The organism is Phyllobacterium sp. 01N428, from assembly GCF_056399405.1.
The window spans coordinates 106,315-128,992 of sequence record NZ_JBFTRH010000001.1; the positions used below are offsets into that span (position 1 = coordinate 106,315).

At 59.2% G+C, this 22,678-nt stretch carries 26 protein-coding genes; 8 read left to right on the top strand and 18 right to left on the bottom strand.

Going from position 1 to position 22,678, the window contains the following annotated elements:
• Positions 1 to 196 precede the first annotated feature (196 nt).
• The 3 genes from AC1DNI_RS00530 to tesB form a co-directional block, all read right to left on the bottom strand.
• Positions 197 to 1,609, bottom strand: coding sequence for an ammonium transporter (locus AC1DNI_RS00530; RefSeq protein ID WP_027231017.1), 1,413 nt, complete (start codon positions 1,607 to 1,609; stop codon positions 197 to 199).
• Positions 1,610 to 1,632: 23 nt separating this feature from the next.
• Positions 1,633 to 1,971, bottom strand: a complete 339-nt coding sequence (locus AC1DNI_RS00535; RefSeq protein ID WP_027231016.1) for a P-II family nitrogen regulator — start codon at positions 1,969 to 1,971, stop codon at positions 1,633 to 1,635.
• A gap of 247 nt (positions 1,972 to 2,218) precedes the next feature.
• Positions 2,219 to 3,088 (bottom strand): acyl-CoA thioesterase II, encoded by an 870-nt coding sequence (gene tesB, locus AC1DNI_RS00540; RefSeq protein WP_477690442.1) that lies wholly within the window; start codon positions 3,086 to 3,088, stop codon positions 2,219 to 2,221.
• A gap of 96 nt (positions 3,089 to 3,184) precedes the next feature.
• On the opposite strand from tesB, the gene AC1DNI_RS00545 reads away from it, so the two are divergent.
• Positions 3,185 to 4,408 carry a ubiquinone biosynthesis hydroxylase gene (locus AC1DNI_RS00545; RefSeq protein ID WP_477690443.1) on the top strand — a complete coding sequence of 408 codons (1,224 nt, stop codon included), beginning with the start codon at positions 3,185 to 3,187 and terminating at the stop codon, positions 4,406 to 4,408.
• Between the two features lie 41 nt (positions 4,409 to 4,449).
• Here AC1DNI_RS00545 and AC1DNI_RS00550 read toward each other — a convergent pair whose 3' ends face one another.
• Together AC1DNI_RS00550 and AC1DNI_RS00555 are read right to left on the bottom strand one after the other, a co-directional pair.
• Positions 4,450 to 5,490 (bottom strand): aldo/keto reductase, encoded by a 1,041-nt coding sequence (locus AC1DNI_RS00550; RefSeq protein WP_477690444.1) that lies wholly within the window; start codon positions 5,488 to 5,490, stop codon positions 4,450 to 4,452.
• Between the two features lie 26 nt (positions 5,491 to 5,516).
• On the bottom strand, positions 5,517 to 5,978 hold the full coding sequence (locus tag AC1DNI_RS00555; RefSeq protein ID WP_477690445.1) for a hypothetical protein: 462 nt from the start codon (positions 5,976 to 5,978) through the stop codon (positions 5,517 to 5,519).
• Positions 5,979 to 6,201: 223 nt separating this feature from the next.
• On the opposite strand from AC1DNI_RS00555, the gene AC1DNI_RS00560 reads away from it, so the two are divergent.
• Entirely contained in the window at positions 6,202 to 6,639 is a 438-nt protein-coding gene (locus tag AC1DNI_RS00560) for an OsmC family protein (protein WP_027231011.1), read from the top strand.
• A gap of 68 nt (positions 6,640 to 6,707) precedes the next feature.
• Here the strand turns inward: AC1DNI_RS00560 and AC1DNI_RS00565 are convergent, their stop codons facing one another.
• From AC1DNI_RS00565 to AC1DNI_RS00585, 5 genes are all read right to left on the bottom strand, one after another.
• Entirely contained in the window at positions 6,708 to 7,487 is a 780-nt protein-coding gene (locus AC1DNI_RS00565; RefSeq protein ID WP_091920854.1) for a succinate dehydrogenase iron-sulfur subunit, read from the bottom strand.
• Between the two features lie 24 nt (positions 7,488 to 7,511).
• Positions 7,512 to 9,344, bottom strand: a complete 1,833-nt coding sequence (sdhA, locus tag AC1DNI_RS00570) for a succinate dehydrogenase flavoprotein subunit (RefSeq protein WP_477690446.1) — start codon at positions 9,342 to 9,344, stop codon at positions 7,512 to 7,514.
• A gap of 8 nt (positions 9,345 to 9,352) precedes the next feature.
• The gene (gene sdhD / locus AC1DNI_RS00575; protein WP_477690447.1) at positions 9,353 to 9,736 is read right to left on the bottom strand and encodes a succinate dehydrogenase, hydrophobic membrane anchor protein; all 384 of its coding nucleotides are present in this window, start codon (positions 9,734 to 9,736) and stop codon (positions 9,353 to 9,355) included.
• A gap of 17 nt (positions 9,737 to 9,753) precedes the next feature.
• A complete protein-coding gene (gene sdhC, locus AC1DNI_RS00580; protein WP_091920850.1) occupies positions 9,754 to 10,152 on the bottom strand; it encodes a succinate dehydrogenase, cytochrome b556 subunit in 399 nt (132 codons plus the stop codon).
• A gap of 370 nt (positions 10,153 to 10,522) precedes the next feature.
• On the bottom strand, positions 10,523 to 10,996 hold the full coding sequence (locus AC1DNI_RS00585) for a GNAT family N-acetyltransferase (protein ID WP_027231006.1): 474 nt from the start codon (positions 10,994 to 10,996) through the stop codon (positions 10,523 to 10,525).
• 209 nt (positions 10,997 to 11,205) lie between these two features.
• On the opposite strand from AC1DNI_RS00585, the gene AC1DNI_RS00590 reads away from it, so the two are divergent.
• The 3 genes from AC1DNI_RS00590 to queF all read left to right on the top strand — a co-directional run bounded on the left by AC1DNI_RS00590 (position 11,206) and on the right by queF (position 12,610).
• A complete protein-coding gene (locus AC1DNI_RS00590) occupies positions 11,206 to 11,592 on the top strand; it encodes a hypothetical protein (protein ID WP_477690448.1) in 387 nt (128 codons plus the stop codon).
• A 371-nt stretch (positions 11,593 to 11,963) separates the two neighbouring features.
• On the top strand, positions 11,964 to 12,152 hold the full coding sequence (locus AC1DNI_RS00595; protein WP_477690449.1) for a hypothetical protein: 189 nt from the start codon (positions 11,964 to 11,966) through the stop codon (positions 12,150 to 12,152).
• A 23-nt stretch (positions 12,153 to 12,175) separates the two neighbouring features.
• A complete protein-coding gene (gene queF, locus AC1DNI_RS00600) occupies positions 12,176 to 12,610 on the top strand; it encodes a preQ(1) synthase (RefSeq protein WP_477691446.1) in 435 nt (144 codons plus the stop codon).
• Positions 12,611 to 12,676: 66 nt separating this feature from the next.
• On the opposite strand, the gene leuC is transcribed toward queF, so the two are convergent.
• The 6 genes from leuC to rimM all read right to left on the bottom strand — a co-directional run bounded on the left by leuC (position 12,677) and on the right by rimM (position 17,927).
• Positions 12,677 to 14,086 (bottom strand): 3-isopropylmalate dehydratase large subunit, encoded by a 1,410-nt coding sequence (gene leuC, locus AC1DNI_RS00605; RefSeq protein WP_477690450.1) that lies wholly within the window; start codon positions 14,084 to 14,086, stop codon positions 12,677 to 12,679.
• 130 nt (positions 14,087 to 14,216) lie between these two features.
• Positions 14,217 to 15,035, bottom strand: a complete 819-nt coding sequence (locus AC1DNI_RS00610) for an amino acid ABC transporter permease (RefSeq protein ID WP_477690451.1) — start codon at positions 15,033 to 15,035, stop codon at positions 14,217 to 14,219.
• On the bottom strand, positions 15,032 to 15,823 hold the full coding sequence (locus AC1DNI_RS00615) for a transporter substrate-binding domain-containing protein (protein ID WP_477690452.1): 792 nt from the start codon (positions 15,821 to 15,823) through the stop codon (positions 15,032 to 15,034). The genes AC1DNI_RS00610 and AC1DNI_RS00615 overlap by 4 nt, the downstream gene beginning before the upstream one ends.
• 169 nt (positions 15,824 to 15,992) lie before the next feature.
• Complete coding sequence (rplS, locus tag AC1DNI_RS00620) at positions 15,993 to 16,439, bottom strand: 50S ribosomal protein L19 (RefSeq protein WP_027230999.1); 447 nt, start codon at positions 16,437 to 16,439, stop codon at positions 15,993 to 15,995.
• Positions 16,440 to 16,644: 205 nt separating this feature from the next.
• Positions 16,645 to 17,349, bottom strand: coding sequence for a tRNA (guanosine(37)-N1)-methyltransferase TrmD (gene trmD / locus AC1DNI_RS00625; RefSeq protein ID WP_477690453.1), 705 nt, complete (start codon positions 17,347 to 17,349; stop codon positions 16,645 to 16,647).
• Positions 17,346 to 17,927, bottom strand: a complete 582-nt coding sequence (rimM, locus tag AC1DNI_RS00630) for a ribosome maturation factor RimM (protein ID WP_477690454.1) — start codon at positions 17,925 to 17,927, stop codon at positions 17,346 to 17,348. Before rimM ends, trmD begins: the two co-directional genes overlap by 4 nt.
• 128 nt (positions 17,928 to 18,055) lie before the next feature.
• Here rimM and AC1DNI_RS00635 point away from each other — a divergent pair, with 128 nt between their 5' ends.
• The 3 genes from AC1DNI_RS00635 (at position 18,056) to AC1DNI_RS00645 (ending at position 20,607) form a co-directional block, all read left to right on the top strand.
• Positions 18,056 to 19,012 (top strand): tyrosine recombinase XerC, encoded by a 957-nt coding sequence (locus AC1DNI_RS00635; protein WP_477690455.1) that lies wholly within the window; start codon positions 18,056 to 18,058, stop codon positions 19,010 to 19,012.
• 82 nt (positions 19,013 to 19,094) lie between these two features.
• Positions 19,095 to 20,162: a TraB/GumN family protein gene (locus AC1DNI_RS00640; protein WP_477690456.1), complete on the top strand. Its 1,068-nt coding sequence runs from the start codon at positions 19,095 to 19,097 to the stop codon at positions 20,160 to 20,162.
• A 118-nt stretch (positions 20,163 to 20,280) separates the two neighbouring features.
• Positions 20,281 to 20,607, top strand: coding sequence for a hypothetical protein (locus tag AC1DNI_RS00645; RefSeq protein WP_175585032.1), 327 nt, complete (start codon positions 20,281 to 20,283; stop codon positions 20,605 to 20,607).
• A gap of 70 nt (positions 20,608 to 20,677) precedes the next feature.
• Here AC1DNI_RS00645 and lpdA read toward each other — a convergent pair whose 3' ends face one another.
• A complete protein-coding gene (gene lpdA / locus AC1DNI_RS00650) occupies positions 20,678 to 22,081 on the bottom strand; it encodes a dihydrolipoyl dehydrogenase (protein WP_477690457.1) in 1,404 nt (467 codons plus the stop codon).
• 47 nt (positions 22,082 to 22,128) lie between these two features.
• Positions 22,129 to 22,653, bottom strand: a complete 525-nt coding sequence (locus AC1DNI_RS00655; protein ID WP_477690458.1) for a hypothetical protein — start codon at positions 22,651 to 22,653, stop codon at positions 22,129 to 22,131.
• Positions 22,654 to 22,678: the final 25 nt, after the last annotated feature.

The window sequence follows — 22,678 nt, forward strand, 5'->3', positions numbered from 1 at the left end:
AGCGGCTGAGCCCCAGCCGCAGATTTGATTCTCACGTTAAGATGCCGATGGTTAAGGGGGCATTAACCATGGGAAGCAGCGGGCCAAATTTGCTTCTGGTGGCACCGAGACAAGTCTGGCCCAAAACAAAATGGGCCCGGAATTTCCGGGCCCATCGCACTCATTTGTCAGGTCGGCAATGTGCCGCTTCTGCCGATTACATATGGTAGGCGGCTTCACCATGCGACGTGAGGTCGAGACCTTCGCGCTCGGACTCAGGCGATGCACGCAGACCGATGACCAGGTCGACGATCTTGTACAGGATCGCACTGCCGATGCCGGACCACAGCAACGTCACGAGAACGCCCTTGAACTGTGCCCAGAGCTGGGTTGCTGTGCCGGCATAGGAAGCGGCAAAGTCGGCGGTCGAATAGTCGACGATGCCAGCGCCCCCAAGAGCCGGATTGACAAGGATACCGGTTCCAAGCGCGCCGATGATGCCGCCGACGCAGTGGATGCCGAAGACGTCGAGGCTGTCATCATAGTCGAACTTGTTCTTCACCACGGCTACGAAGAAGTAGCAGACTAACGTGACGAAGGCGCCGAGGACGATCGCACCCATCGGGCCGACGAAGCCAGCGGCGGGCGTTACCGCAACGAGACCGGCAACGGCACCCGAAGCTGCACCGAGCATCGAGGCCTTGCCGCGCAGCCAACCTTCGAGGATGATCCACATGACCGCAGCTGCGGCCGTGGCGACGAAGGTGTTGATCATGGCAAGACCGGCATAGGCATTGGCTTCAAGATTGGAGCCGGCATTGAAACCGAACCAGCCCACCCACAGCAGCGAGGCGCCGATCATGGTCATCGTCATCGAGTGCGGTGCCATGATGTCCTTCTTGTAGCCGGCACGCTTGCCGATCATCAGGGCGCCCACAAGACCGGCGATACCGGCATTGATGTGAACGACGGTACCACCGGCGAAGTCGATCGCGCCGAAGCCGAAGATCAGGCCGGAGGGGTCGGAATAGGCGCTCGGGCCACCCCAGAACCAGACCATGTGCGCGATCGGGAAGTAAACGAACGTTACCCAAAGGATGACGAAGAGGATCACGGCCGAGAACTTGACGCGTTCAGCAAAGGCGCCGACGATCAGCGCCGGCGTGATGCAGGCAAAGGTCATCTGGAAGCAGACATAGACCAGTTCGGGAATGGCGACCCCTTTGGAGAAGGTTTCCGACATCGTGGTCACGTCCACGCCGGAAAGAAACGCCTTGGAAAAGCCGCCGACAAAGGCATTGCCGGGGGTGAAGGCAAGGCTGTAGCCATAGAACACCCAGATCAGCATGACGACCGCTGTGATCGTGAACACCTGCATGAGTACCGACAGCATGTTCTTGGCGCGGACGAGACCACCGTAGAACAGAGCAAGGCCGGGAATGGTCATGAGCAGCACAAGGACGGTCGAGATCATCATCCAGGTGGTGTCGCCCTTGTCGACCGTCATGGCGGGCGCTGCAGCGGGAGCGGCTTCCTGGGCGAAGGCGGCGATCGCGCCGAACGCTGAAAGCGCCAGCGACCCCAGAAGGGTAGTGCGCGCCGCAGATTTCAAACTTGGCAGAATTGTCATTATTTTCTCCTTGAACCCCTAATTCACAGCGCGTCGGTATTGGTTTCGCCGGTACGGATACGAACAGCCTGCTCGATGCTGAGGACGAATATCTTGCCGTCACCGATCTGGCCGGTCTTGGCAGCCGTGGTGATAGCTTCAACCGCGGTGTCGACGAGCTCTGACGCGACTGCGATTTCGATCTTCAGCTTGGGAAGAAAGCTGACCGCATATTCGGCCCCGCGATAAATTTCGGTGTGCCCCTTCTGGCGGCCATATCCCTTCACCTCGGTGACGGTCAGGCCCTGGATGCCGACAGCGGTGAGGGCTTCGCGCACCTCATCCAGCTTGAACGGCTTGATGATAGCCATCACAATTTTCATTCAACTACCCCTGCGCTAGCGCGGCACCTTCAGAGTGGAATTACCTGAAGGCATGACCGCGTTGAACCCATCGCCTCAAGCATGCGCCATTGGTGACTGGTCAGGAGTATTCAAGTTCCGTGCCAGAATCAGATGAGAGATTTAAACCATTGATATTTAACGGGTATTTTTCACGGAAAGGTGCTATTGCCCATTTTTCCATGCGCGCTGATTAAATTATAGGCAAATGTAAGTGACTGGTTAAATCTCACACCTTTGCATGCACACGAATTAGGCCTTCTTGTGCCGTGGAGGCGATGAGGGTGCCGTCGCGGCCATAAAGCGTGCCACGGGTAAGGCCCCGTGCGCCTGATGCGCTAGGGCTGTCTGCCGTATAAAGCAGCCAGTCGTCGAAGTTGCAGGGGCGGTGGAACCACATGGCGTGATCAAGGCTCGCGACCTGAAGGTCGCGGTCGAATATCGAGCGCCCATGCGCGTAAAGCGATGTATCGAGCAGGGTCATGTCGGAAAGATAGGCGAGGACGGCTGCCTGCACTGCCCGGTCGGCCGGCACGGGGCCCGTCGTCTTGATCCATACGTTTTGCTCCGGCGGCAATTTCTCGCGCGAGAAATAATGCGTCAGCGACAACGGCTTCAATTCAATGGGACGATCCTGCTCCCAATATCTGCGAATGTTTTCAGGAGCATTCTGCAGGTACTGTTCCTTCAGATCCTTGTCGCTGATCAATTGCTCCGGCGGTGTAATATCGAGCGGACGTGGAACCTGATGCTCCAGGCCGCCCTCTTCGATCTGGAAGGAGGCTTCGAGCGAAAAGATCGCATGCCCATGCTGTATTGCGACCACGCGCCTGGTCGTGAAGCTGGAACCATCGCGTATGCGATCGACTTCATAGATGATGGGCACTTTCGGGTCGCCAGCGCGCATGAAATACCCGTGAAGGGAATGAACGTGGCGCGAAGAATCGACTGTCCGCTGCGCAGCGACCAGCGCCTGGCCGATGACCTGTCCGCCGAAGACGCGCTGCCAGCCGACCTGCGGACTGCGACCTCGAAACAGGTTGTGTTCAAGCGTCTCAAGGTCGAGTATGGACAAAAGCTCTTTCATGGCTTTGGACATGGACGGTCATCTCCCTACGAGGCGTTTTACCTGACGCTTGCAACAGGAACGGACCGACAAGTCAAGCGTTTGCAGTGGCGGCAAGAGGAGGCAAACATGGCGCAACGTACCACCGATATTATCATAGCCGGTGCAGGCTATGTCGGCCTTGCCACTGCAGTCGCCCTCAAATCTTCTGCCGCTCATCTTGGCGTCACTGTCATCGACGCGGCGCCCAAGGGTGTCTGGCGCAATGATACGCGTGCCTCGGCTATTGCAGCCGCGGCGAGCCGCATGCTCGACAGGCTTGGCTGCTGGGACGAGATACTTCCAGAGGCACAGCCTATCACCGAGATGATCGTCACCGATTCGCGCACATCTGACCCCGTGCGCCCGGTATTCCTCACATTCAATGGCGAGGTGGAGCCCGGCGAGCCTTTCGCTCATATGGTTGAAAATCGCATCCTCAATGCGTCGTTGCGCAAGAAGGCCGAAGCGCTTGGCGTTACTTTTATCGAAGGAGCGCCAGTCGAAGGATTCGAGCATGGCGAGGCATATCTCACCGTCCGTCATTCCGGTGACAATACCCTCGATACGAGGCTGTTGATTGCCGCTGATGGGGTCAGGTCGCGGCTGCGCGACATGGCGGGCATCAAGACGGTCAATTGGGAATACGGCCAGTCCGGCATAGTCTGCACCGTTAGCCACGAACGCCCGCACCACGGCCGCGCTGAAGAACATTTCCTGCCCGCCGGTCCATTCGCAATCTTGCCGCTCAAGGGCAACCGTTCGTCTCTGGTCTGGACCGAACGGACGGCAGATGCCGAGCGCCTTATCCAGGAGGATGATTTCCTTTTCGAAGCAGAACTCGAGCAGCGTTTCGGGCTCAAACTTGGCGAACTCCATGTTGAAGGTGGGCGCAAGGCCTTCCCGCTCGGTCTGACCTTGGCGCGCGATTTCGTCAAGCCGCGTTTCGCCCTCGCCGGCGATGCGGCGCATGGCATCCACCCGATCGCCGGACAGGGGCTCAACCTCGGCTTCAAGGACGCGGCAGCGCTGGCCGAAACGATTGTGGATGCGGACCGGCTGGGGCTCGACATCGGCTCGGTGGCCGTGCTCGAGCGCTACCAGACGTGGCGACGCTTCGACACGGTGCAGATGGGGGTCACCACCGACGTGCTGAACCGGCTGTTCTCGAATGACAATTTGCCGGTGCGCGCCTTGCGCGATTTTGGCCTCGGCCTTGTCGAACGCATGCCGCGCCTCAAGGGCTTCTTCATTCGCCAAGCTGCCGGCCTCTCGACCTCGGCGCCAAAGCTGTTGCAGGGGCAGGCGATTTAATGATTGTGCGCGGCACAGGCCGCGCACATTCCGGGCAGAAATCAGAGCGGCCGCGGAAAGCGACGATGAATAGTTTCGATCTCCGTCAGGATCTCCGGCGAGAGCGTTAGGTCTGCCGCACCGATATCGACCTTCAACTGCTCCATCGTCGTCGCGCCAATTATGACGGAGTTCATGAATGGCCGGGTGAGGGCAAAGGCGATGCCTAGCTGCGCCACATCGATACCGTGCTTGTGCGCGAGATCGATATAGGCTCGCACCGCCGGCGCCGAATGCTCATTGTTACGCCACAGGCCGCCCGGCTGGATCGAGCCGCGGGTCCCGTCAGGCACCTTGCCGCCGAGATACTTGCCGGTGAGAACGCCGGACGCCAGCGAGGAATAGGCGAGCAGGCCAACGTCTTCATGATGGCTGAGTTCGGCAAGGTCGAGATCGAAAGCGCGCTGCAGCAAGCCATATTCGTTCTGGACCGAGGCGACGCGCGGCAGGTTCTCCCTTTCGGAAAGCTTGAGCCACTGGCCAATGCCCCAAGCGGTTTCGTTGGAAAGACCGATTTGGCGGATCTTGCCCTCCTTGACCATATCGTCGAGGCCCTGCAGCGCATCCTCGATCTGGACGGGCACCTCGGCCTTGTTCTGCGTGTGCGGCGCATAGTGCCAGCCATTGCCGAAATGATAGTGGCCGCGGGCGGCGTAATGCACTTGATAGAGATCGATGTAATCGGTCTGCAGGCGCCGGAGGCTGTCTTCTACGGCTTCGTGGACCGAACGCCGGCTCGGTTTGGCACCATCGCGGATCCAGCCATTGCCGCCGCCGGAGATCTTCGTGGCGAGGACGAACTTGTCGCGCTTGCCGGTCTTCTTGAACCATGTGCCGATATAGGTCTCGGTCTTGCCATAGGTCGCGGGGCTCGCCGGTATGGCGTAGACCTCCGCCGTATCCATGAAATTGATCCCGTTATCGAGCGCATAGTCGATCTGTCGATGTGCGTCTTCTTCGGTGTTCTGCACGCCCCAGGTCATGGTGCCGAGGCAAATTTCCGTGACGTCTATATCCGTCCGGCCAAGCTTTTTCAGTTTCACGGGGTTTTCCTGTTCGGTGTCGTTGATCAGTTGACTTGAAAGCCAAGCCTTTGCCTGAGCTTTCTGACCCGCTGCTTGTAGTGCTGTGTGGGAGGCACGGCCGCAGCGGTCGCTTCCAGCATATCAAGCAATTCGCACTTTTCCACTTCGCTCAATCTTTGATTGATGAAAGGCGTGGTTTTCTCAATCACCGTGACTGTATCGCCGATCTGGTCGCATGCCCATCGGGCATAGATGACCGCTTCGTCAACCTGCAGGGAATTTGTGACCTTGAGCAGGACTTTTCTGACCGCACCGGTATGCCGATCGTCGATCATCTCGTCTTCCGAGATAATAGCTAGAATTATCGTAGCGGCAGCGTGTACCGGATCGTTGATTGCAGTGATCGGCGAATTTTCCGCCTGCATCCTGATTTTTCGGCGCCGGAAATGTCCCCTAATCCGCCCGGCCTCGTCGGCGATGTCGCTTGCCGCCCTGCCCAGGAACATGAGCCTGTACCACCAGAAAACCCCGCCGCCCAGCAACCCGAGCACAAGCAGAACAATATGCATGATCCAAAAATCCCGCGCAAATTGGCAATCTCTACGTCAAGGCAGGCGCTGGGTAAATTAGTCGATGGAATAATGCCGGGCGGTGGTTATGATGGAAACACCGTGCCGTTTGCGCGGAGCGCTTTTCGATATCACTCCAGATCAAATCAGGGAGATACCAATGGACAGACAGGCAACCGCAATCTGGAAGGGAACTCTCACGGAAGGTTCAGGCACACTCGACACACAAAGCGGTGCGCTCAAGAGCCTGCCCTATAATTTCAAGGCGCGTTTTCAGGACGAAAGCGGCACGTCCGGCACCAACCCGGAGGAATTGCTGGCAGCGGCGCATGCCGGGTGCTTTGCAATGCAATTGTCCCATTTCCTCGCCGAGAACGGCACGCCGGCCGAGAACCTCGACGCCAAGGCCAAGGTGACAATCAGTCCTGCCGCCGGCGGCGGCTTCGAGATCACCAAGAGCGCTCTTACCCTCGTCGGAACAGTTCCGGGTATTGATGATGCGACCTTCGCCAAGCTCGCCGCACAGGCAAAGGCGACCTGCCCGCTTTCGAAGGCGCTCGGTGCGATCGAAGTAACGCTGGACGCCAAGCTGGGATAATATCAACCCATGCAATAATGAAACGGGCGCTCAGGGCGCCCGTTTCTCTAGGTTCAACGGCAGTAGCCTCAGATCCGGCGTTCCACCATCATCTTCTTGATTTCGGCGATGGCCTTTGCGGGGTTTAGCCCCTTCGGACAAGTCTGCGCGCAATTCATGATCGTGTGGCAGCGATAGAGCCGGAACGGGTCCTCGAGGTTGTCGAGGCGCTCGCCCGTCGCCTCATCACGGCTGTCGATGAGCCAGCGATAGGCCTGCAGCAGCACGGCCGGTCCAAGATAACGGTCGCCGTTCCACCAATAGCTGGGGCACGATGTCGAGCAGCAGGCACACAAGATGCACTCATAGAGGCCGTCCAGCTTGGCACGGTCCTCGTGGCTCTGCAGCCATTCCTTGGCGGGTTCCGGCGAGACCGTCTTGAGCCAGGGTTCTATCGAACGATGCTGTGCATAGAAGTTGGAAAGATCCGGCACCAGATCCTTCACCACCGGCAGATGCGGCAGCGGATAGATTTTTACCGGTCCCTTGATCTCGTCCATGCCCTTGGTGCAGGCGAGCGTATTGGTGCCATCGATATTCATCGCGCAGGAGCCGCAAATGCCTTCGCGGCAGGAGCGGCGGAGTGTCAGCGTCGGATCGATCTTGTTCTTGATCCACAGCAGTCCGTCGAGAACCATAGGCCCGCAATCGTCGAGATCGACATAGTAGGTATCGATACGCGGGTTTTCACCATCATCCGGCGACCAGCGATAGATACGATACTCACGCAGATTGTTGGCGCCCTGCGGCCTGTCCCAGGTCTTGCCCGGACGCATCTGCGAGTTCTTGGGAAGTGCAAGTTCAACCATGATGCCCTAAAGCCTTTCCCTTGCTCAGTAAACGCGCGCCTTGGGCGCGATCTTGGCGAGGCTGATGCCCCCATCCTCTTCCCGGACCAGCGGGTCGAGATGGACCGGGCGGTAGCCGAGCGTGACCTTGCCATCCGGAGCCAGCCAGGCAAGGCTGTGCTTGCGCCAGTTGACGTCATCGCGACTGGGGAAATCCTCGTGCGCGTGGGCACCCCGGCTTTCCTTGCGCGCCTCGGCGGCAACCACGGTTGTCAGGGCATTTGCCATCAGGTTTTCAAGTTCGAGCGTTTCGACGAGATCCGAGTTCCAGATCATCGAACGGTCGGTCACCTTGATGTTCGGTAGCTCGCTCCAAATCTTTTCCATGCGTTCCACACCGGACTTCAGCGATTCGGACGTCCGGAATACGGCAGCGTCTTCCTGCATGGTGCGCTGCATCTTCTCGCGCAGCACCGCTGTCGGCGTTCCGCCGCTGGCGTGGCGCAGGCGATCGAACCGATCCATGATCCTGTCGACGGAGGCGCCGTTGATGTCCGGCACCTTGGCATTGCGGTCGATTACCTCGCCGGCGCGGATCGCCGCCGCGCGACCGAAGACGACAAGGTCGATCAGCGAGTTGGAGCCAAGGCGATTGGCTCCGTGTACCGAAGCGCAACCCGCCTCGCCCACCGCCATCAGACCAGGCTGGATACGGTCGGGATCTGCTGCGGTCGGGTTCAGTGCTTCACCCCAATAATTGGTCGGAATGCCGCCCATATTGTAGTGGACCGTCGGCAAGACCGGGATCGGCTCGCGTGTCAGATCGACGCCGGCAAAAATCTTGGCCGATTCCGAAATGCCGGGCAGCCGCTCATGCAGGACGGCCGGATCAAGATGGTCGAGATGCAGGAAGATATGATCCTTGTTCTTGCCGACACCGCGACCCTCGCGGATTTCAAGCGTCATGCAACGCGAAACCACATCGCGTGACGCCAGATCCTTGGCGGATGGGGCATAGCGCTCCATGAACCGCTCGCCTTCCGAATTGACGAGATAGCCGCCCTCACCGCGCGCTCCCTCGGTGATTAGGCAGCCGGCGCCATAAATGCCGGTCGGATGGAACTGAACGAACTCCATGTCCTGCAAGGGCAGGCCGGCACGTGCCACCATGCCGCCCCCATCGCCGGTGCAGGTGTGGGCGGAGGTTGCGGAGAAATAGGACCGGCCGTAGCCGCCCGTCGCCATCACCACCATCTTCGCGGCGAAGCGATGGATCGTGCCGTCATCGAGATTCCAGGCGACGACGCCGGTAATGGTGCCCTCTTCATCCTGAATAAGATCGAGTGCGAAATATTCGATGAAGAACTGCGCATTGTTGCGCAGGGACTGGCCGTAGAGCGTATGCAGGATGGCGTGGCCCGTACGGTCAGCTGCGGCGCAGGTGCGCTGCACCGGAGGCCCGTCGCCATAGTTCATCATGTGACCGCCAAACGGACGCTGATAGATCTTGCCTTCCTCGGTTCGCGAGAACGGCACGCCATAATGCTCGAGTTCGTAGACGGCCGCCGGCGCTTCCCGCGCCAGATATTCCATGGCATCGGTGTCGCCGAGCCAGTCCGAGCCCTTGACCGTGTCATACATATGCCACTGCCAGGAATCCGGGCCCATATTGCTGAGCGAGGCGGCGATGCCGCCTTGCGCCGCGACCGTATGCGAGCGGGTGGGGAAGACTTTGGTGATGCATGCCGTCTTGAGGCCCTGCTCGGCCATGCCAAGCGTTGCGCGCAAGCCGGCGCCGCCTGCTCCGACCACGACCACGTCGAACTTGTGGTCAACGAATGTGTAGGCCTTGCCGGCCGTATTTTCTGTAGCTGCCATAATGTGGCTCAGCCTCCAAAGCTCAGCTTGAGGATGGCAAAGATGCTGACGACGCCAACCACCAGCGTGAAGAAGGTGTTGAGCATCAAAAGGACGATCTTCGACCCTTCGCCATGGACGTAATCTTCAATGATCACCTGCATGCCGAGTCGCATGTGATATAGGGCGGAAATGATCACCATCAACAGGACCAATGCCGTCAGCGGATGGGAAAGCGCGGCTTTGGTCTCCGCATAGCTGGCTCCGTGCAGGGAGAGGATCAGTCCGATAAAAAACAGAAGCAGGGGCACGTTGGCAACGGCCGTCAGCCGTTGGCGCCAGAAGTGTTCGGTGCCTTCCCTGGCGGAACCCAATCCGCGAACCTTGCCGAGCGGCGTGCGCATGTCGCCCATCGTTCCGCCTCCTTGTTCTAGGCTATTGTGAATGCGGCGATCCAGACGAGGATCGTCAGCGTGACCGAAAGAATGAGCGAAGCCCAGGCCATCTTGGTGGTGGTTTCTTTTTCGAGGCCGCGTCCCGTATCCCAAATCAGGTGGCGGATGCCGCCGATCATGTGATGAAGGAGCGCCCAGGTGTAGCCGAGCAGAACCAGAAGACCGAGCCACGAGCCGTAAATCGCATTGACAAAGTTGAAGTAGTCTTCGCCGATCGCAGCCGCGATCAACCACCAGGCAACCAGCAACGTGCCGACATAAAGCGCCGCACCGGTAACGCGGTGGACGATCGACATGACCATGGTTGGGATTGGCTTGTAGATTTGCAAATGCGGCGAAAGGGGCCGGTTTGCATGTATTGATGACTTGCTCATGGCGTTTCCAAATTGAGCGCCTCACCTCGAATGGCGGGCAGGGCCGAAAGGCTGCGAGAGGCAATTTAGAAGGGTTTTAATCCGGTTTTTGCACTGCGTCAAAGCCCTTTCCGCACCCTCATGCTGCGAAATGGCGCCAATAGCAAGCACTTATGGTTTATTCATAAAATTCAATCGTTTAAACCGGCAAAATGGCTCCGTCACTGATAGGAACGCCATTATTGTTCACTGCAAAAAATACTTGAATGAGTCTCTCCAGTTCATATCCCTGACGCCGTCCCGAAGGCACTGCGCGGCTATTTTGGTGGCGACGCAGCCTGTCTCGCGCGCGACGTGTCACACCGCAAAACAACCGTTCGTTGCGGACACTCTATTGATTGCCAAAGCGTATGATGAAGCTTGTCCAGTCGGCCGGCGCCGCGACTTGCTCGTAGAGCTTGCGACCGTCCTCTGGAATGCGCGGCGCATTGAGCGACAGCTTGGTCCAGCCGCGCTCCTCGGCCTTGTCGGCGAGGACATCGATCAGCGCCTTGGCGATGCCTTTGCCGCGGTGATCGTGATGCACGTAGATATGATCGACCTGGCCGGCGCGCATGCCTGAAACCGGTTCCGGCAGATCGTAGAAGATGACAAAGCCCACGAGTTGACCATCGAGGCGGGCACCCGCGATCTCGGCGGCGCGGTCGCGCAACAGGTTTTCGGCGTAGTAATCGTCGGGGCGGCGCGGTGCGCCGCGCTTCAATGCTTGCGCGTAGCTGGCGAGCAGGGGCGCGAACTCATGGGCATGGCTAAGATGGAGCTGCGAAATGTCGATTGCGTGCTCGTCCGTGGTCTTCTTTGTCATCTCGGCTTCCATCCCTTGGATCGCACCGGTCGAGCCGGTTTGTTGGCGCCAAGGATTGGTTGATTTGCCGGGCCCGTCAACCAGCAGCGCGGATGAAAATCGATTTGATTAGCGATGGGCAGATGACAATTGTTAATAAAAGATTAATGCTGCGATCAAGCAAGCTAGCCGATGAGGGATGACAAATGTGCTTGACGCAAAGTGTGTTGTTGAAATCGTCAGTTGCATCCGTTGCGCTCGCGCTGTTGCTGGTTCCGCAACTTGCGACCGCGAACGGCAACAATGCCAGCAACGCCTCTGGCGACGAGTACGGCAACGTCGTCCTGCACGAAGAGGGCGGACCAAAGATCATCTTTGTCGGCGCTTCTGCGGCAAAGTCCGATACGCTTGGCCGGGACATCCGGCGAGAGGTTCCGGTCTATAAGCGTGGCAAGGGTCCGGCGGTGATCTCGCCTGTCAGCGATCCGCGCGTGGTTGGAACCGTTCCCCCTCCCAATACGGGCTGCGACAGTCCGCTCGTCATCCAGGGACGCGGCTATATGTATGGCCTCGATTGGAACGAGACGCCCGTTATCGCGCACCCGGGCTGCGAGTAGCCTCCCCGCCGCCTGAAGGGCTCGACTGGATTGGCGTTTCGCTGAAGCTGATCCAGACCCGCGGCAACGAGCTCAAACTTGTCTATCCGCAGAAACAGGGCGAGGTCACCCGCTCGCGCTTTACGACGCTTTCCTTCGAGCATTTCCATCTGAACCTCTTGACCTCATCGGTGATCGGGCGCAAACCGCCGCGTATGTGCATCTGCAGCGGCCTATTGCCTCGCCTATCCGCTTTGGCGGCTGAGCACGCAGACACATAAATTGATCGGCTTGCCCTAGAGACAAGCCTTGGCGGGCGCCTGTATTGCGCCAGAGCTGACCGAGGACAACATGCGAATTCTCATCGACTTCACTTTGAAGCGGCGCACCGTTTGCCCCATTCCTTTCCCGACGGCCACGCGAACCAGCGGCTGCAAGGCCACAGTTTCCTGGATCCGAAGCGTGAACCGATCACCGACCTCTGCGTGGTCAAATCCCCCGCAGCACTCGGCAGGTACCGCGACAGTCGCGGTGAGGGCGATTACAATGCCGAGTTCGAGACAAAAAAGGCAGCAGCATGAGCCACTATGCAGATGAGGCAACAATGCTCGGCAAGGACGTCAGGATTCCGCAGCATCCGGATGAAGCCGTGCTTGATGCCGTCCCCAACCCACAGGCCGGAACGCTGTTTCTTGCGCGCTTCACCTGCCCGGAGTTCACGTCGCTCTGCCCGGTTACCGGCCAGCCCGACTTCGGCCATCTGATGATCGATTATGCGCCGGGTGAGTTCTTGCTGGAATCGAAGTCGCTCAAGCTCTTCCTGTTCAGCTTCCGCAACCACGGCGCGTTCCACGAAGATTGCACGGTGGGCATCGGCAAGCGCATCGTCGACGCCATCAAGCCACAATGGCTGCGCATCGGCGGCTACTGGTATCCGCGCGGCGGGATTCCGATCGATGTGTTCTGGCAATCGGGGCCGGCTCCCGAGGGGCTTTGGCTGCCTGACCAGGGCGTTCAGCCCTATCGCGGGCGGGGCTGAGCTTCAAAGCCGAAAGGCGCTGCCGACAAACAGTAGCACCCTCCCCGGAGGGGAGGTCAACAGCGATTATTTCCAATCGCGGATGTCGATGAAGTGACCGGCGATCGCCGCCGCTGCGGCCATTGCCGGAGAAACAAGGTGCGTGCGGCCCTTGAAGCCCTGCCGGCCCTCGAAATTGCGGTTCGACGTGGAAGCGCAACGTTCGCCCGGCTTCAGGCGGTCGTCATTCATGGCAAGGCACATGGAGCAACCCGGCTCACGCCAATCGAACCCGGCTTCCTTGAAGATCTTGTCGAGGCCCTCGGCTTCCGCCTGCTGCTTGACGATGCCCGAGCCCGGAACGATCATGGCATCGACGTGCTCGCTGACCTTGCGGCCTTCAACGACCTTGGCGACAGCGCGCAGATCTTCGATGCGGCCATTAGTGCATGACCCGATGAAGACGCGGTCGAGCTTGATGTCGGTGATCGGCGTTCCGGGCTTCAGGCCCATATAGTCGAGCGCGCGCCACTTCGAACTGCGCTTCGTCTCGTCGGCGATGTCGTCCGGATTGGGCACGGTGCCTGTGACGGAGACGACGTCTTCCGGCGACGAACCCCAGGAAACGATGGGCGGAAGTTCCGCTGCATTGAGCACGACAACCTTGTCGAAATGCGCACCCTCGTCGGTGTGGAGCGTCTTCCAATAGTCGATCGCCATGTCCCAGGCCTGGCCCTTCGGCGCGCGCGGCTTGTCCTTGACATAGGCGAAAGTGGTTTCATCTGGCGCTATGAGTCCGGCGCGGGCTCCGCCTTCGATCGACATGTTGCAGATCGTCATGCGGCCTTCCATGGACAGGTCGCGGATCGCCTCGCCAGCATATTCGATAACGTAACCGGTGCCACCGGCCGTGCCGATCTCGCCGATGATGGCGAGGATGATGTCCTTGGCGGTGACCCCTTGCGGCAGCTTGCCGTCGACGCGCACCAACATGTTCTTGGCCTTTGACTGGATCAGCGTCTGCGTGGCGAGCACGTGCTCGACCTCGGACGTGCCGATGCCATGGGCGAGCGCCCCGAAGGCGCCATGGGTGGAGGTGTGGCTATCGCCGCAAACGATCGTCATGCCGGGCAGGGTAAAGCCCTGCTCGGGCCCGATGATGTGGACGATGCCCTGGCGAATATCCTTCTCCGAATAATATTCGACGCCGAAATCCGCAGCGTTCTTGGCAAGCGCCTCAACCTGGATGCGGCTTTCTTCGTTCTTGATGCCCTTCACCCGGTCGGGCGAGGTCGGAACATTGTGGTCGACCACGGCAAGCGTCTTTTCCGGATGGCGCACCTTGCGCCCGGTCAGGCGAAGACCTTCGAAAGCCTGCGGGCTTGTCACTTCATGGACAAGATGGCGATCAATATAGAGGAGGCATGTGCCGTCTTCCTGCTGATCGACCAGATGGTCATCCCAAATCTTGTCATAAAGTGTGCGTGGCGCAGTCATAGTTCTATCCTCGGCACGGTTTTGTGCTTTTCAATTATTTCGTGGACATATGCACTTGAGGTCCAGTTACGTCAAGAAACAAGCGAGAAAAGTAATATTCCGGCGACAATGCGCCGCTCTTCGCGCAGGTTTAGCGACGGTCGGACCGCCCCAGTCTTCGTTCGATCCATCGCAATGCAAGGGACAGGCTGATAGTCAGGAGAAGATAGATATAGGCAACGACTGAATAGGTTTCAAAAAAGCGGAATGAACCGGAGGCATAGACTTTTCCCATCTGCGTAACGTCGACCACGCCCAGCACCGAGACCAGCGACGAATCCTTCACCATCGAGATAAAATCATTGCCGTAAGGTGGCAGGATCGTACGGATGGCCTGTGGCATGACGATCAGCCGGAAACGCTGCAACCGTGTGAGACCGAGCGCCTTGGCTGCCTCTATCTGTCCCTTGTCGACCGCCTGGATGCCTGCCCGGAATATCTCGGCAAGAAACGCTGCATAGGCGAGCATCAACGCAATGATCGCGCGCCAAAGCAAGGAAAAATCCCGCACCAGGGCGGGTTCGATCAGGCCAGCATTTTGCAGCGGTTGAGAAAGAAAGTTCCACAGCGCAACCAGCGCCGGAGCCCCGACAAAAGCTATATAGAACAGCAGCACAAGAAGCGGCACGCCGCGCACGACCTCGACGTAAAAGCGCGCAGCTTGCCTTATTGCGATATGGTCCGACAGGCTCATGACCGCGAGTGCCAGACCGAGCACGGAAGCGAGGCAAAATGCGAGAAGCGACACCCAGACCGTGATCCAGATGCCTTGCGACACGGTCGCGAAGACTTGCCCGTAAATCGGGCTGACGAGAATGGCGATGCCGAGCGCGATGGCAATCGTTCCGGCAACAACCAGCCACCATGGGAAGTCCGGCTTGACTGCGCGTGAAGGTCTGGCGCTTGTCACTGCCCGAGCTTGTAGTCGAGGAACCATTTCTGGTTGAGCGCTTCGAATGTGCCGTCGGCCTTGAGCGCCGCAATTGCCGCATCGACGGGCGCTTTCAGGTCCGACCCCTTGGGAAATATGAAGCCGAAATCCTCGGCACCAAGTGGCCCGCCGATCAGCTTCAGCTTGCCGCCGGACGCATCGACGTAGCCTTTGCCCGCAGTGCTGTCGGTCAGGACGAGGTCGACGTCACCCGTCTTCAACGCTTCGATTGTCGCGCCGAATGTCTCGAAGAGCTTGATGCGCGGATTCTGCTCATTGCCGTCAAGCACATTATAGACAGCGACGTAGAAGTTGGTCGTTCCCGGCTGCGATCCGACCAGCGTGTCCTTGACCTCAGCAAAGCTCTTCGGATCGGTGAAGCGTTTCTCGTCGCTGCGCACGAGCATGAATTGCTCGGATCGCATATAGGGTTCTGAGAAGTCGATCTTCTGCTTGCGCTCGTCATTGATTGTGATGCCATCCATGCCGATCTGATACTGGTTGTCGGACACCGCCTGGATCATCGCGTCCCAACTCGTATTGAGATATTCGACCTGGAAGTTGAGCCGCTTGGCGATCTCGTTCATGGCGTCATATTCCCAACCAATCGGCTTGCCGGTCTTGGGATCAACGAACTGCAGAGGCGGGTAGGCGTTCTCGGTAACGACGGCAACCTTCTTGCCGCCAAGGTCAGGCAGGTCTGCTGCAAAAGCGGAAAACGGCAGCGCGGCGAGCATAAGCCCAGCTATCAAAACGGATCGCAACATTATCTCAGCCCCTCATTCGTCTGAAGCGAAACAGATTTCACCTTGGCGATGAGCCGTCAATCCCGCAAGGGTCGCAATACTACCGTCAGTTGTGAACGGGGACAAAATTACTCCGAAAATGAAAAAGGCGGCCCGAAGACCGCCTTGTTCAAATCCATGGAGCCTGCGCTTATTCGGCCGCCGGTGCCTTGGCGACAGTAGCTTCCGAAACGGTCTCGGCAGTGCCGGTAGCCGGAACCGCGGTCTTGCCCTTGCGGTTGTCCTTCTTCTCGGCAATGCGGGCAGCCTTACCAGTCAGGCCACGCAGGTAGTAGAGCTTGGCGCGGCGAACCTTGCCGCGGCGAACGAGCTCGACGCCCTCGACCAACGGGGAATAGATCGGGAAAACGCGTTCGACGCCTTCGCCGTAGGAAATCTTGCGAACCGTAAAGTTCTCGTTGAGGCCAGCGCCGCTGCGGGCGATGCATACGCCTTCATAGGCCTGGACGCGGGTACGCGTACCTTCGGTAACGCGTACGTTGACGCGGACCGTGTCGCCCGGCTTGAAATCCGGAAGGGTGCGCTTGGCTTCGATCTTTGCCTTCTGCTCTGCGTCGAGCTGACGAATAATATCCATCGTCTTCATCCTTTACGTTCTTCTCGAACAGTCAGAGCGCTCGGCACTTGGCACGCAGCACATTTGGCCGCGTTTCTATGCCTCAAGGGAGGCAGGAGCGAATTCACCATTCATTGATTAATGGACCCGGATTTTTCCGGAGTTGGCGGGCAGATACACCATTAAAGCCGGTTTGTCACCTCCGTGCGTCAATCTTTTTGCCCAGCTATCGCTTCGTCCGTTTGCCATGGGCATCCCAGAGGTCTTGCCGCCGCTCTCGCGTCAAACGCTCGGCTTCGGCACGCCGCCACTTCTCGATCGCCCCATGGTTGCCGGAAAGGAGAACATCGGGGATACGAATCCCCTCCCATTCCTGAGGCTTGGTATAATGCGGATGCTCAAGCAATCCCGTCTCGAAACTTTCAGTCTCACCTGACAGCGCATTGCCCATCACCCCGGGCAGAAGCCTTACGATGGCATCGAGAACGACGATCGCAGCGGTTTCGCCGCCAGAAAGAATGTAGTCGCCAATCGAGACCTCCTCGAACTGCCGCGCTTCGATCAGTCTCTCGTCCACGCCCTCGAAGCGCCCGCACAGGATAATGGCACCCGGGCCGTCGGCAAGCTGGCGCACACGCTCTTGCGTGAGCGGCTTGCCGCGCGGGCTCATGAAAAGTTTCGGCCGGCCATCGGCCACGTGATCGACCGCGCGCCCGAGGACATCAGGCTTCATGACCATGCCTGCGCCGCCGCCCGCCGGCGTATCGTCGACCATCCGGTGCTTGTCGGTGGCAAAGTCGCGAATTTGCACCGTTTCGAGCGACCATGCTCCTTCGTTCAGCGCTTTGCCGGCAAGCGAGATGCCGAGCGGGCCCGGAAACATTTCGGGATAAAGCGTCAGGACCGTGGCGCGGAACCCCTCCCTGCTCATGGCTTGGTGTTTCCCCCGGATTCTCCCCCGAGTTGCCGCCGCCGCTCTTCGGCCTCGTCGGCGTCGGGGATAAGACCGGCGGCCACGGGATCGATGACGACATGCCCCGCCTTCACGTCCACGCTCGGCACGGCTGCCTGCGTGAACGGAATAAGCATCGGGCGCTTGCCCTGCATGGTCAGTTCGAGGAGATCGCCGCCGCCGAAATCGAACATGGCGGACACCTTGCCGAACGTGTTGCCGTCGGCGTCTACAGCATCAAGTCCAATCAGATCGGAATGGTAATACTCATCTTCATCAAGGTCCTGCGGCAATTGCGAACGGTCGATGAACAGCGTCGTGCCGTTAAGCGCTTCCGCCATGTTGCGGTCGTTCACGCCGCGAAAGCGCACGACGACAACGGTTTTCGCCGGACGGATATCGAGAACTTCGAAGGGCCGGCCGGTTTCGTCGTAAAGCATGCCGTAATCGCCAAGCGCCATGGGATCGCCGGTGAATGTTTTCACCCTGAGTTCGCCTCGTGTGCCGTGTGCAGCGCCGATCACTGCCAGTTGCACCGGATCTTTCAACTTTGCCATGATGTTCCGTACTGAAGTTTCGAGTTTTTGGATTAACCTTTCTACGGCGAAACGCCAAGCAAAACCAGAAACGAACCGGAAAGGACTCCTGTGGCACTGTCGCGGCGATGGTTAAAAGGAGCGATGCAATGGGCGCAGTACCGAAGCCGGCCGAGTTTCTTGTCTCCGCCCGGCCGGATCTCGTGGACGCCCGCGAGAACTGGCTGAAATCATTGAAGAACACACGCCGGCTCGCCGCCAATACGCTCGATGCCTATGAGCGCGATACGCGCCAGTTCTTCCAGTTCCTGACGGGACATCTCGGCGAGCCGCCGGCGCTGAAGGATGTTGCGACGTTGCGGATTGTCGACCTCCGCTCCTTCCTTGCAAGGCGGCGCAACGATGGCGCAGGCGCCCGCACGCTCGGGCGCGGGCTTGCCGGCATACGCTCGTTTCTGCGCTTTCTGGAAAAGCAGGGCATGGCCAATGCCGCCGCATCCATCGCCATCCGTTCGCCCCGCCAGCCAAAATCCCTGCCAAAGCCGCTGACCATGATCGATGCACGGCGGGTTGTGGAAAAAGGCGAACAGCTCAACGAAGAACCCTGGATTGCGGCGCGCAACGCCGCAGTACTGACGCTGCTTTATGGATGCGGCCTGCGCATCTCGGAAGCGCTCGGCCTTGACGGCGGGGCGCTCACCGATCCCGATGCGCGTTCCATTCCTATCACCGGCAAGGGCGGCAAGACCCGCATGGTGCCGTTGCTTCCCATCGTGCATCGCTCTGTCGCCGAGTATCGCAAGCTCTGCCCCTATGACCTAGCGGAAGGAACGCCGCTGTTCCGGGGTGCGCGCGGGGGTGAGCTGCATCCCGCGATCATTCAGCGCGACATGCAGAAAATGCGCAGTGCGCTTGGGCTGCCCGATACGGCGACCCCGCACGCACTTCGCCACTCCTTTGCAACGCATCTTCTCGGGCGCGGCGGCGATCTGCGCACCATTCAGGAACTCCTCGGCCACGCCAGCCTTTCGACGACCCAGGTCTATACCGGTGTCGACAGCGAGCGACTCCTGGAAATCTACGAAAAGGCGCATCCGCGCGCTTGAAATGTCGGGGCAATTCATATTCGAGACAATTTGCAGGTAGAGATTAACACTTTCTCGGCAGGCCCATTGGTAAAAGTCCGGCATGGATAATCTGGATATCTCCGTCATATTCGACCGTATAGCAGATCGCCTGCTCCAGTTGCTGGTGGCACTGAGCTGGCTCTTGCTCGCATCGTTCTTCGTCGTTGCCCTTGGCGCAGCGCGCGCCCATGCGGACGATTTAAGCTGTGGAGGCGACGATATTATCGCTGTAATGGCGAAATCCGAGCCCGCCAAGCTTGAAACACTGCAAAAGCAGGCCGCTGCAACTGAGAACGGCACGGGGCTCCTGTGGAAGATTGAAAAGCCCGGCATCAGGCCGTCCTATCTTTTCGGAACCATGCATCTTACCGATCCGCGCGTGCTCAAACTATCGGACGCAACGCAGGCTGCCTATCAGGGCGCCGATACGGTCGTCATCGAAACCGATGAAGTCCTCGATCCCAAGGCGCAATTTAAAGTTCTCGCCGAGACTCCTGAACTGATGATGTTCACGGATGCAACCACGCTGGACAAGCTCATACCGAAAGACAAGGTTGATGCCGTCAAGGCGGCGCTTCAGCAACGCGGTCTGACACTCGCCGCGGTCAACCGCATGCAGCCCTGGATGCTGACCAGCATGCTCGCCATGCCGGCTTGCGAGCTCGCCCGCACCAAGGACGGAACCGCCTTTCTCGACATCAAGCTGGCGCGGGATGCGCAGGCGGCAGGCAAAAAGGTTGCGGGGCTCGAGACGATAAAGGACCAGCTTGGCGCCATGGCGTCGCTGCCGATGCAGTTCCATATCGATGGCCTCATGGAAACGCTCGCTCTCGGCCCAAGACTGAACGACATCTTCGAGACGATGACCGTCCTATACACGAAGGGCGAAATCGGCATGATCTTCCCCCTGATGCGCTCCGTCTCGCCCGATGGCATCGAAAGCGGCAGCAGCTACGCCGCCTTTGAGGAAACGATGGTCAATGCCCGCAACCGGGTCATGGCTGATCGGGCTTCTCCGATAATAGATCAGGGTAATGCCTTTATCGCCGTGGGCGCCCTCCACCTTCCGGGCAAGGATGGGCTCGTTTCGTTGCTGCGAAACAAGGGCTATCAGGTGAGCGCGGAGTAACCGCGATCGCTCGAGCATGTGTGCATTGCAGCATAAGGTGGGTCGCTTTTTGGAACTTATTTGAAAAGCAGCCGTTTTCCTTCCATTGGACGCCCTGAAACGTCATGGAGGACACGAAATGACCTATGATCCGAACCTGCAGCAACGGCCGATTGAAACCGAACCTTTGAACCCGAGAGCGACTGCTAAGTCGAGCTCAGGCGGTTTTCTTATCGCTGGTATTCTAATCGCTGCACTGATCGTTGGCGGCTATTTCTATCTGAACAGCGGTAGCAACGAGATGACCGCACCGGCACCGACTGCGCCCGCTACAACGACAGCTCCGGAACCGGCAAAGCCTGAACCGAACGCGATGGCTCCGGCAACGCCAGCACCGGCACCTGCCGAAACTGCTCCGGCCCCGACGACCACGCCGGCACCGGCTGCTCCGGCACCTGCCCAGTAAGTTTGAGTATCACGATGAATGCAAAAAGGCCCGGATATCCGGGCCTTTTCTGTAACCTTGGAACGCACCGTCACATGTGAATAGCTTTGGCGAAGGTCGCAAGCGCGGCTTCGCGAACAGCCTCGGACATGGTCGGGTGGGCATGAGTGGTCCGTGCCAAATCTTCCGAAGAACCGCCGAATTCCATGAGCACGGTCGCTTCGTGGATCATCTCTCCGGCGCCATAACCGAGGATGTGCACGCCGAGAACCTTGTCGCTGGCCTTGTCAGCCAGAATCTTGACGAAACCGTCGGTATGGAGCATGGCACGGGCGCGTCCGTTGGCGGTGAACGGGAACTTGCCCACCTTGTAGTCGATGCCGGCCGCCTTCAATTCTTCCTCGGTCTTGCCCACCGACGCGACTTCGGGTTGGGTATAGACGACGCTCGGGATTGCGTCATAATTCACATGGCCGGCCTGCCCTGCGAGGATTTCCGCAACGGCAATACCTTCGTCCTCGGCCTTGTGCGCCAGCATCGGTCCGGCGACGACATCGCCGATCGCGTAGATGCCCGCAACGTTGGTCTGCCAATGATCGTTGATCGCGACGCGCCCGCGCTCGGTGGCAATCCCAGCCTCTTCCAGACCGAGCGCGTCGGTATAGGGCCGGCGGCCAGTAGAAACGAGTACCGCATCGGCCTCCAACGTCTGGGGGTCGCCGCCCTTTACCGGTTCGAAGGTCACTTTCGCGCCCTTGCCGGCTTTCTCGACTCCGGTGACCTTGGCGCCCATCCTGAACTCAATGCCCTGCTTTTCAAGCATGCGCTGGAACTGCTTGGACACCTCGCCGTCCATGGGTCCGAGAATCTTGTCCAGATATTCGACGACAGTCACCTTCGATCCGAGACGGCTCCAAACCGATCCAAGTTCGAGGCCGATGACGCCGCCCCCGACAACGATCAGGCTTTCGGGGACTTTCTGAAGCTCGAGTGCACCCGTCGAGGAAACAATGACTTTTTCGTCGAAATCGACATTTACACCGGGAATGCCCGCGACGTCCGAGCCGGTGGCTATCACAATGTTCTTCGTCTCGATCTCCTGGACCGTGCCGTCGTCAGCGGTCACCGAAACTTTGCCGGCGCCGACGATCTTGCCCGTACCAATGAAGGCATCGATCTTGTTCTTCTTGAACAGGAACGCGACGCCGTTGACGTTGGCCTCCACCGTCGCATCCTTGTGCGCCAGCATGGCCGGCAAGTTCAGCTTCAGCGTGCCGACATCGACGCCGAGCGTGGCATGGGAATGTCCAGCCTCGTGGAACACCTCGGATGCATGCAGCAGAGCCTTTGAAGGGATGCAGCCGATATTCAGGCAGGTGCCGCCAAAGGTGGCGCGCTTCTCGACCACCGCGGTCTTCAGGCCAAGCTGCGCAGCCTTGATCGCGCAGACATAGCCACCCGGACCCGTTCCGATGACGACGACATCATATGCCATAACTCAATCCTTCTCTTGTGACGATGTGCGCGATCCGCCCGGCGCGATTACTGCTCGGGCACGCATTCTTTGAAACGAAAGACTTCCCAGGGAAAAGCTTCGACAGGCTTGTCGAGCTTGAAATTGTAGCGGGTCATGGCGCTGGTAAGGTCCGGCAGCAGCAAAGCCTGCGCCGCAGGTTCCTTGGCCTTGGGCAGGAGGTCCGCGTCGGCCCCCTCGGTCAGCGCATAGATGACGCCCTGCCAAACGGTGCAGGCATCAAGCTCCTCACCGGCCTTCGCAGGCGGACATTTATAGGAGATCGTCCCATTCGGCCGGGCAACTTCTTCGGTCCAGGCAACGACGCCATCAAGCCGAAGGTCGGTTTCGTTCAACTGGAGCGAAAACTCGTTGGAGGCATCCTCCGCATCATCGGGAACGCGCTTGAAGGTCAGCGTATAGTCGTCGTCCTTGTCGGTATAGACGGCACGATCCTGCGTGCATGCGGCAAAGGCCGGCGTTGCGAGCAGCGGCAGGCTCGCTGCAAGAACAGCGGCGAGATGCAGATGGCGGAGACGTTTCAGTGACTCCATCAGTTCTGGCTCGCCTGCTGCGTTG

Bases quoted from the DNA above. Each gene is read 5' to 3' on its own strand.
- trmD (WP_477690453.1), bottom strand. From the start codon at position 17,349: ATGAGCAGGGAGGGGTTCCGCGCCACGGTCCTGACGCTTTATCCCGAA.
- AC1DNI_RS00535 (WP_027231016.1), bottom strand. From the start codon at position 1,971: ATGAAAATTGTGATGGCTATCATCAAGCCGTTCAAGCTGGATGAGGTG.
- AC1DNI_RS00585 (WP_027231006.1), bottom strand. From the start codon at position 10,996: ATGACAAAGAAGACCACGGACGAGCACGCAATCGACATTTCGCAGCTC.
- sdhA (WP_477690446.1), bottom strand. From the start codon at position 9,344: ATGGCAGCTACAGAAAATACGGCCGGCAAGGCCTACACATTCGTTGAC.
- AC1DNI_RS00530 (WP_027231017.1), bottom strand. From the start codon at position 1,609: ATGACAATTCTGCCAAGTTTGAAATCTGCGGCGCGCACTACCCTTCTG.
- sdhC (WP_091920850.1), bottom strand. From the start codon at position 10,152: ATGAGCAAGTCATCAATACATGCAAACCGGCCCCTTTCGCCGCATTTG.
- AC1DNI_RS00545 (WP_477690443.1), top strand. From the start codon at position 3,185: ATGGCGCAACGTACCACCGATATTATCATAGCCGGTGCAGGCTATGTC.
- AC1DNI_RS00635 (WP_477690455.1), top strand. From the start codon at position 18,056: ATGGGCGCAGTACCGAAGCCGGCCGAGTTTCTTGTCTCCGCCCGGCCG.
- rimM (WP_477690454.1), bottom strand. From the start codon at position 17,927: ATGGCAAAGTTGAAAGATCCGGTGCAACTGGCAGTGATCGGCGCTGCA.
- AC1DNI_RS00555 (WP_477690445.1), bottom strand. From the start codon at position 5,978: ATGTTCCTGGGCAGGGCGGCAAGCGACATCGCCGACGAGGCCGGGCGG.
- AC1DNI_RS00560 (WP_027231011.1), top strand. From the start codon at position 6,202: ATGGACAGACAGGCAACCGCAATCTGGAAGGGAACTCTCACGGAAGGT.
- lpdA (WP_477690457.1), bottom strand. From the start codon at position 22,081: ATGGCATATGATGTCGTCGTCATCGGAACGGGTCCGGGTGGCTATGTC.
- rplS (WP_027230999.1), bottom strand. From the start codon at position 16,439: ATGGATATTATTCGTCAGCTCGACGCAGAGCAGAAGGCAAAGATCGAA.
- AC1DNI_RS00655 (WP_477690458.1), bottom strand. From the start codon at position 22,653: ATGGAGTCACTGAAACGTCTCCGCCATCTGCATCTCGCCGCTGTTCTT.
- queF (WP_477691446.1), top strand. From the start codon at position 12,176: ATGCTCGGCAAGGACGTCAGGATTCCGCAGCATCCGGATGAAGCCGTG.
- tesB (WP_477690442.1), bottom strand. From the start codon at position 3,088: ATGTCCAAAGCCATGAAAGAGCTTTTGTCCATACTCGACCTTGAGACG.
- AC1DNI_RS00565 (WP_091920854.1), bottom strand. From the start codon at position 7,487: ATGGTTGAACTTGCACTTCCCAAGAACTCGCAGATGCGTCCGGGCAAG.
- leuC (WP_477690450.1), bottom strand. From the start codon at position 14,086: ATGACTGCGCCACGCACACTTTATGACAAGATTTGGGATGACCATCTG.
- sdhD (WP_477690447.1), bottom strand. From the start codon at position 9,736: ATGGGCGACATGCGCACGCCGCTCGGCAAGGTTCGCGGATTGGGTTCC.
- AC1DNI_RS00640 (WP_477690456.1), top strand. From the start codon at position 19,095: ATGGATAATCTGGATATCTCCGTCATATTCGACCGTATAGCAGATCGC.
- AC1DNI_RS00615 (WP_477690452.1), bottom strand. From the start codon at position 15,823: ATGTTGCGATCCGTTTTGATAGCTGGGCTTATGCTCGCCGCGCTGCCG.
- AC1DNI_RS00645 (WP_175585032.1), top strand. From the start codon at position 20,281: ATGACCTATGATCCGAACCTGCAGCAACGGCCGATTGAAACCGAACCT.